Annotated in this window: 6 protein-coding genes and 3 pseudogenes; 2 read left to right on the forward strand and 7 right to left on the reverse strand. The window is 47.6% G+C overall.

Translation table 11 applies throughout. The features are described from left to right. Positions 1-148 (forward strand): integrase core domain-containing protein (locus BMZ51_RS22665; RefSeq protein WP_139201466.1); only part of this gene is annotated, 148 nt, incomplete at its 5' end. 86 nt (positions 149-234) lie between these two features. Here BMZ51_RS22665 and BMZ51_RS22670 read toward each other — a convergent pair. From BMZ51_RS22670 to BMZ51_RS22700, 7 genes and pseudogenes are all read right to left on the reverse strand, one after another. Next, a complete protein-coding gene (locus tag BMZ51_RS22670) occupies positions 235-582 on the reverse strand; it encodes a hypothetical protein (RefSeq protein ID WP_068010473.1) in 348 nt (115 codons plus the stop codon). Between the two features lie 426 nt (positions 583-1,008). Next, positions 1,009-1,179: pseudogene (locus BMZ51_RS24695) on the reverse strand (DDE-type integrase/transposase/recombinase); the annotation flags it as partial. A 43-nt stretch (positions 1,180-1,222) separates the two neighbouring features. Then, positions 1,223-1,360 (reverse strand): annotated as a pseudogene (locus BMZ51_RS22680) (transposase); the annotation flags it as partial. 84 nt (positions 1,361-1,444) lie between these two features. After that, positions 1,445-1,762: pseudogene (locus BMZ51_RS22685) on the reverse strand (DDE-type integrase/transposase/recombinase); the annotation flags it as partial. A gap of 328 nt (positions 1,763-2,090) precedes the next feature. After that, a complete protein-coding gene (locus BMZ51_RS22690; RefSeq protein WP_068010477.1) occupies positions 2,091-3,431 on the reverse strand; it encodes a phospholipase C/P1 nuclease family protein in 1,341 nt (446 codons plus the stop codon). Between the two features lie 216 nt (positions 3,432-3,647). Then, positions 3,648-4,133, reverse strand: a complete 486-nt coding sequence (locus tag BMZ51_RS22695; protein WP_068010479.1) for a DUF2478 domain-containing protein — start codon at positions 4,131-4,133, stop codon at positions 3,648-3,650. Positions 4,134-4,353: 220 nt separating this feature from the next. After that, positions 4,354-5,625: an N-acyl amino acid synthase FeeM domain-containing protein gene (locus BMZ51_RS22700; protein WP_068010481.1), complete on the reverse strand. Its 1,272-nt coding sequence runs from the start codon at positions 5,623-5,625 to the stop codon at positions 4,354-4,356. A gap of 268 nt (positions 5,626-5,893) precedes the next feature. Between BMZ51_RS22700 and BMZ51_RS22705 the strand changes: the two genes are divergently transcribed. Further along, on the forward strand, positions 5,894-6,796 hold the full coding sequence (locus tag BMZ51_RS22705; RefSeq protein WP_068010484.1) for a ThiF family adenylyltransferase: 903 nt from the start codon (positions 5,894-5,896) through the stop codon (positions 6,794-6,796). Positions 6,797-7,295 lie beyond the last annotated feature (499 nt).

Consider the following 7,295-nt stretch of genomic DNA (forward strand, 5'->3'; position numbering starts at 1 on the left):
CTATGCCAATGTGCCAGAGGCGCGACAATCCATTGGGCAATACATCACCTTTTATAACCTGAAGCGCCCACATTCATCACTTGACTGGAATACCCCGGATCAGGCTTACTGCAACCACCCGCAGCACATAAATCAAGCTGCTGCGTAATCGGAGCGAAACCGCTTATAAAACGTGCTCACCTGTCCAAACAAACGGGACCACCTCACCATACACTCATTGTTTTGTATTCCAATTTAGTCATTTATTTCAAAAACTGTGCCGCAGGTCGAAACAAACACACGACCAACATCGTACTTTCCGTCCCCCTTCAAGATGTACTTGATGAAGAAGCCTAGACGACCCCGCAAATTACTTGTTACTTCCTCACGTCCCGTCAGGATTACATTAATTCGGCCTCCAAATTTTTGCATGGTCCATAATTTAACCACGCCGGATGTGGCTTCAGCACTGTTAATCCCATTTTTGCAAGTTTTTACTTTATTAATATCCTTGATATTTTTGATGCTCGACACCTCAATGTGAGCTAAAGCTGGTGCCGGGATACACAGTAGCCCTAGCAGCACGAAGGCAATTTTTCTCATTTTTTTGCTTCCTAACTGATGCCAGTTACTTCGATTTTGGAGTATCTCAATTTGCTCATCGGGCAAATGTGCCTTACCTAGCGCTCGCAGAGCCCTCGAGCTATTAACGATCAGTTTTCTCGCCTCTAGCGATTCCGTCTAATAGGGTGTCAGGCATGCACCGCTATCGATATTTGATGCGGGAAAATAGCAATAGCGGAAGATTGCACAACTACGCAGAAGTTGAATGATATGCCTTGGACTACTGGTCCACATGTTCCCAAACCCAGTTGATTTACCTTGAACACTTTTTTGGGCTCCGTTGCATCTTATGAGTGAAGACACAGATAGCCTTCCCCCAGGCATAATTCAGGCGTGAATTCCAAACAGGCGATTGATGAAGGAGATCTCGGCCTCACCTCCGACAGAGATGATTCAGCCATCAAACTGCCCCTTTTTGAACATCCGCATAACCTCAAAACCCTTAATGGTTGCAGCCGGTGTTCGCATCGTTTGGAAGCCGGGCGCTGGCTTGATAAGCCGTTTGGCTGCAGCAGTGTTACGGCGGGAGCAGAGCAGAAAATCAATGGTTTTGCCATGCTTGTCGATGGCTCGGTAATGGTATCTCTAGTGCCCTTTAACACGCACAAAGGGCCTACTCTTTCCATTGTTTGATCTGGTTCGCGTGCACATCAAAGTCCTGAGCCAATTCGCTCAAGGTCTTCTCTCCGCGAATAGCAGCAAGTGCTACTTTCGCTCTAAAGGCCGGACTATGGTTTCGACGAGGACGTCTGGTCATGGTGGTCTCCTGTTCTTGGCGTCATGCCAGTTTCAGAAGCGAAATCCACTTAGGCAACCTGTCCGATTTTCCCCAGCCAGCTCTCTTCATAGTGGTCCTCAGCTTCCAGGCAATGATGTAACGGGAGTAGTCGTCGAGAACAGTTGAAAGGTAGAACCAGCCCCAACCGATGATCTTGAAATAGGTGAAATCGGTCTGCCATTGCTGGTTTGGAACTGTTGTCTTGTCCTTGAACTCGCCGGCTTCCTTGTTCACCACATAGGCAGGAGATGTAATTAGGTCCTGCGCCTTCAGTAGCCGGTAGACAGAAGCCTCTGAAACAAAGTAATCTTTTGTATCTGTAAACCGAACAGCAAGCTCGCGCGGTGATAGGTCTGGCTCGTCGAGCGCCAGCTCAATGACTTACTCCCTGATCTCTACGCACACCCGTTTTATCTGGATGCGTGATTATATATACTTATAGATACACTGAAGTTATTCAGGGCCAAGTCTCACGCATCTCGTTTTTCTATGCTTGGAGATTATATTTTGTGAGTATTTTGTATAATTACGAACTATCTTATTTAGTGATACATCGTGGAAAACAGAAATATCTCAGATACTGAAATATCTTAGGTGGCTTTTCATCTATAAGTCGTTTGATTGCGCATCGCCAAGTTGACTGAGGTTAGTTCGACTGGAACCGCAACGCGTGATAAACACGTCTTCGTTGGCTTTATTTCACGTGTGTCTAGTTTTTTTGCTGCAATACAGACTTAACAAAACTGCGTATATTGGCATTATGATCTTGCATGAGTTCGACAAGCAGATTGGTCATGTTTGACAATCCATCTAGTCCATGCTCAGCCCTAATCAATTCAACGACCTGCTCAATTTCTTCGCTGCTGTCCACTTCAAAACTTGTATCACTCACGAGTTTTGCAGGGACGAAACGTGTGAGATAATCGGCAAGCCTTTCAGATTTGTCGTAGGCGTTCTTGGCAAACACGTCGACAAAGGTCTTATCGGTATAATGTACAACCGGAGTTTGCTGAGTTAGTGCCTTCAGGATCACACTGCCAGAATCTTGCTCCGCATAGGCGTTGTTGGTGATCACTGCCTGAAATTTTTCAATGACAAAGTGGCGGTTTGAAAGCAACTGGATTGCATCCGCTTTAGCTTGTGAGAAGCCCATCACATCCTTGGTATTTGTCCAAATGCTTGAAGCAGTACTCACGCCCGGTTGCACTGTGGTATGATAAGGCTGAGAAATGTCGCCCACATAGTGCATCCCCCACCCCATGAAACGCCACCCCCAATAATCATGCCCCGTGCGAAACGCATATTCAGACAGCGCTTTGTACATATGCACGCGATAGTCAGGGAAGGTCTCATTTAGAAAAGGGGCTAATGTATAAAGTATGCTCGTTTCGTGATAAAAGGCCATATGAAATGGAGCTTGACTGCTAAACTCCACTGCTGGATTTCCAAAGGCTTGCTGCCCAAAGCCATATAGTTTACCTGCCGGAGTATCGTTGTCTTCAAACAGGCCAATATCAAGCCCATTGTCAGGATCATCATTGGCAGACGCTAAGACATCAAGTGGTGTGACCCTGTCACCACTTTTGACCTCGACAAACCTCATGGTTCTGTAATCACCTAGATTTGAATACACCGCAACTTCAGAGGCCTGCATAAGTCGGCGCCCTTGGGTGTCTTGCCCTGGCAGCAACTTTAGGTAGGGAGCAAGACGTGCGTCAGGATTAATTCGTATTGCGTGAATGAAACTGAGGAGCAAATCTGAGCTCGCTGCGTCAAAAGCGATGGCATCAGGGCGCGGTTTATAATGCGGAAAATGTTCACGTAGCCAGGCCTCATTTTCAGCAAGTAGGGTTTCTAATCCCTGCGCTTCTGCCACCACAAACTCAGCTAAGGTTTCAACGGCCACAGGTGGTTGCTCTGCGACTTCAGGCATCGTCTGCAATACAGGATAGCTGATGAGGTTGTGCTCAGACCAAGCATTGGCGTGACCCACAATAGCCCCGTTCAGTAAAAGCACACTCAGGGTCAGCCTGACCTTTTTGATAAACATAACATCCCCTGATCAGCATAAGTTTATCTACTCAACCAAGACTTAAGCTTTCTGTCAAGCAGGCTCAAATTGCCTGATGCACCAGAAATTCCCAAACAGGGAACGGCTTGGTGACTGAGAATCGAAGGCGCGCGGGGGGGGCACGTGTGGTAAACGCAGTGTCGAGGCTGGGACCTGGCAATAATGCGTTTGCTAATGGTCCCTGTTTTTGCCTGATTATCCGTTGTCCAGCCATGCCTTGAGGTCGGTCACATTGGGCTCAACAAACTCAGCCATGCCACCTGAGAACTCCTTGAAGGCCTCGATGTTAATGTCATTTGTGCCCACAAGCACACTAGCGCCATTTTCGAGGGCTTTTGCGATCAGATCACGGAATCCGCTTCCGCTTGCTTCTTGCTCACCGAATTTGTTCAAAATGAAGAGGTCAAACGGGTCGTTAATGCGCTGTGTGACTTCAGCTGCTGCTTGTGCAAGCGCCGAGGTATCCAATCGGCACCCAAGTGCTTCTTTCCCAAGGGATTGGGTGATCGAAATTTCTGGCCCGTCAGGCAGTACCCGCACTTCCATGTCGCAGCGGTGCCGGTCCTCATTTACTGAGTCAGCCTGCACGATACCGCAAGTGCGTATGCCTTCTTCCCGAAGCATTTCGGAGAGCTCCGTCAGCACCAGCTTTCCTTTTGGCAGGGTGTAAGCGATTCTCATCTTTGGGTTCCTTGCGCTACTCATTATTCGTTATGTGAAAAAACTCATAGCAAATTGAAATAGTTCTAGTTTGATCTAAGCAAGATTAAACATGCGGCGAATGCGCACAACTCTTGCCCAAGGGGTATAGTGGCGCATTCACATCAACAAAGTGTGAGCTGTTTACTTCGCATCGTCGGATCAGGTTTGACGGTGCATTCCAAGGGATACGCAGCCTGCTCTACCCTGCATGTGCCAAATCCTCCTCGTGTACAACTGGTATGCGGCCTGCCGCGTTTAACCCAATGCGGAACGAACCTATTGAGGCATCACCAAACTTCTGTGAAATCACGGGAGCAGGTGATGAGTGGCATCCTAAGGTGACGTCAGACCCGCCTGTCAGCCTAATGGATGTGATTGCTATTGGTGCAGCGCTCTTATCTTCCGGGAAAATTTGTAGCTCTGCAGCATCAAGCAGGTGGTGAGGTTTTTCGGCGGTAACATAGAGTCTGTCTTCTTCGATCCGGCGTAGGATTACAGGCGTCACCACAGAGGATTTGTGGCGTACGAAGGTCGCGATGCTGGTATCAATCAGGACCGATGATTTCTCAAGTCTATAAGGGGCGAAGAGCTCGTCGTAATCACTCGACGGGTAATGACGGCGCAGAAGCTCTAAGTCTTTTGTGCTCAAAAAGGTGGCGCCCTGAATGGGGCCATGCATAAAATGGTCAAGTTGATCTGGTTCCCACCGGTTCCCATCATAGGCCGCGCTAACGCGGTCAACGGCTTGAAAGCACTCCCATCTATGTTCGAGGTAGTACTTATAGACGTTGCGTTGACCAGGCTCGTTTCCATACGCCTTTGCGTAGTCCTCATGCATGGTTGTCAAATCGAGATAGCCGCCAGCCGCTGTCGTGCCATTTACATAATCAAAGGATTCAATCACCTCCTCACTTAACCGTCGAAACAGGAGAACGGCCTCATAGAAGTCCATATGCTTTGGAGTGCACGCCATAACCAGGTCATGAATACCCAAATCCTCGCGGGCGACCTGAAACATATATTTTAAAAGTGCATGAATTAACTCCCCACCTTGAGAGCGATAGTTCGGGTCAATGGTTAAGGAGGATGCTTCGGCTATGCGGCGGTCCCATCTTTGTATAGGGGCAAGCGAGAAGATTTGTTCGACGGGTATTTGCTCCCGTGATTTTATGATGATCGTCGCCGTTGCAATCACCGTTGAACCGTGTTTTGCGATGAGTGTGTAGCACGATGGAAGGATGTAATAAGGGGTGATTCTATACCCGGTTCCACCCTTTTGCATGTACCCGACCTGCGTATAAGAATCGTATAGCAACTTACAGACGTGAGCGAGTTCATCAGTTGTATCTGCAAGTTTGAAGATAACATTTTCGGGCGGCTTATCACGGAGCTTTAGTCTTTTTCTCAATACGGAAAATTTGCGTGATTTTGCCAGCTCTCCGCTGGCGTTAGTGGTGATTGCATTTACCATGTTGAAATACCTTTACTCTATAAAAACAGTTTCGGTAAGAAGAAAACTACATTTTGCCTAAAGTTATCATCCTGCAATAAGTGTATAAGTTTGAATAGATATGAATTTATATTAACGTTAATATTAATAGTTACATTGACGTATACTTACTAATATATATTAATGCTTTCTCTGGTTGCGTTCTAAATTTAATTACAAGCAGAAAATATTTAGGTTGTTGCTCGCTTTTCTATTGAGTGAGCGTGAAAGATCATTTTGGAGGAAGGCATTGACTGTTTTAGCATCAACCCAAGGACACGAGACTTCGCCGCTCGCCGGCTCAGGTTTTTCCTACGACGCAGCTTTTTCGCGCAATATTGGATGGGTTACCGAAGAGGAGCAGCAACTTCTGAGGAAAAAGCGGGTTGCAATTGCAGGCATGGGCGGTGTCGGGGGAATTCATGCCGTGACATTGGCGCGGATGGGTATCGGGGCGTTCAGCGTTGCTGACTTCGATCATTTTGATATTGTGAACTTCAATCGACAGATTGGAGCGAATGTTCAAACCTTACAAAAGCCTAAGGTTTCTGTGATGGCAGAACAGGTCCGCAATATTAATCCAGAGGTCGATCTGCGAACATTCCCAGACGGCGTAACCGATGAAAATGTTGACGCTTTCCTTGAGGGCGTTGATATGTTCGTTGATGGCTTTGATTTCTTCGTGCTTGGAATGCGCCGGAAGGTTTTTGCCCGCTGTCGTGAGTTGGGCATTCCGGCTGTAACTGCGGCCCCCCTCGGTATGGGAACCGCCTATTTATGCTTCACACCAGATGGCATGAGTTTTGAAGACTATTTCCGGTTTGAGGGAGAAAACGAGCTCCATCAGTATTTTAAGTTCTTGCTTGGTCTTGCCCCAAGTGGACTTCACCAGCATTCCCTCGTAGATTCCTCTCGCCTTAACTTAAAAGAGGAGCGCGGGCCTTCAACATCAGCTGGTTGCCAATTGGCAGCCGGGGTGGTTGGTGCACAGGCCATAAAGCTACTTCTTGGCCGAGGGCCATTAAAACCAGCCCCGTGGTACCATCACTTCGATGCCTATGAGGGCAAGTTCGTGACAAAGCGCCTCCCCTCTGGAAATGGCAGTTTCCTCCAAAGGCTTAAGCTCAAGAAGATTATGAAGGAGTTCATCTAGGTACCGAATTGCACTTGATTGCCCAAGTGCGGGAGAGCTTTTCGTGAGATGAGAAGCGGGAGCTGTGTAAGCGTTGCCTTGAGATGTAACCTAAGGAACTTTGAGACAACCTTAGGATGCGCTGGCAAATCTTCGGTTTTCCTGACAGCTTCCTCCCCTTTGCCTGGCTACTAATACTCCTCGATACTTCAGTTAAAAACCATTTGCTGTTGGATCAAACTGGCTGAGGGATAATTCCACTAACATGAGGTAGAAACTCACACAGAACGAAAAGTGTGTCTCTGCTGGTAATCCCGCCATTTATGGAGGAGTTTGGCAGTAGAGTTATGCCGGCAGTTTATGTTTTGTAGCGGTTGTGATGCCGCCGATGGCCATGTTGGGCCGTTCGTTGTTGTATGTCCAGAGCCAGACAACGTAAGGACATGGTGCTCCTTGCTCATATCAAGGACAAGTTTGAAGCCTCAAACCGAGCTTATGGCTCACGGCGCATTGCAGCTGA

Origin of the sequence: Pseudovibrio axinellae (assembly GCF_900110875.1) — a bacterium.
GTDB classification, from domain to species: Bacteria; Pseudomonadota; Alphaproteobacteria; order Rhizobiales; family Stappiaceae; genus Pseudovibrio; species Pseudovibrio axinellae.

Coding starts and splice junctions, on each gene's coding strand:
- BMZ51_RS22690 (WP_068010477.1), bottom strand. CDS start 3,431: ATGTTTATCAAAAAGGTCAGGCTGACCCTGAGTGTGCTTTTACTGAAC.
- BMZ51_RS22700 (WP_068010481.1), bottom strand. CDS start 5,625: ATGGTAAATGCAATCACCACTAACGCCAGCGGAGAGCTGGCAAAATCA.
- BMZ51_RS22695 (WP_068010479.1), bottom strand. CDS start 4,133: ATGAGAATCGCTTACACCCTGCCAAAAGGAAAGCTGGTGCTGACGGAG.
- BMZ51_RS22670 (WP_068010473.1), bottom strand. CDS start 582: ATGAGAAAAATTGCCTTCGTGCTGCTAGGGCTACTGTGTATCCCGGCA.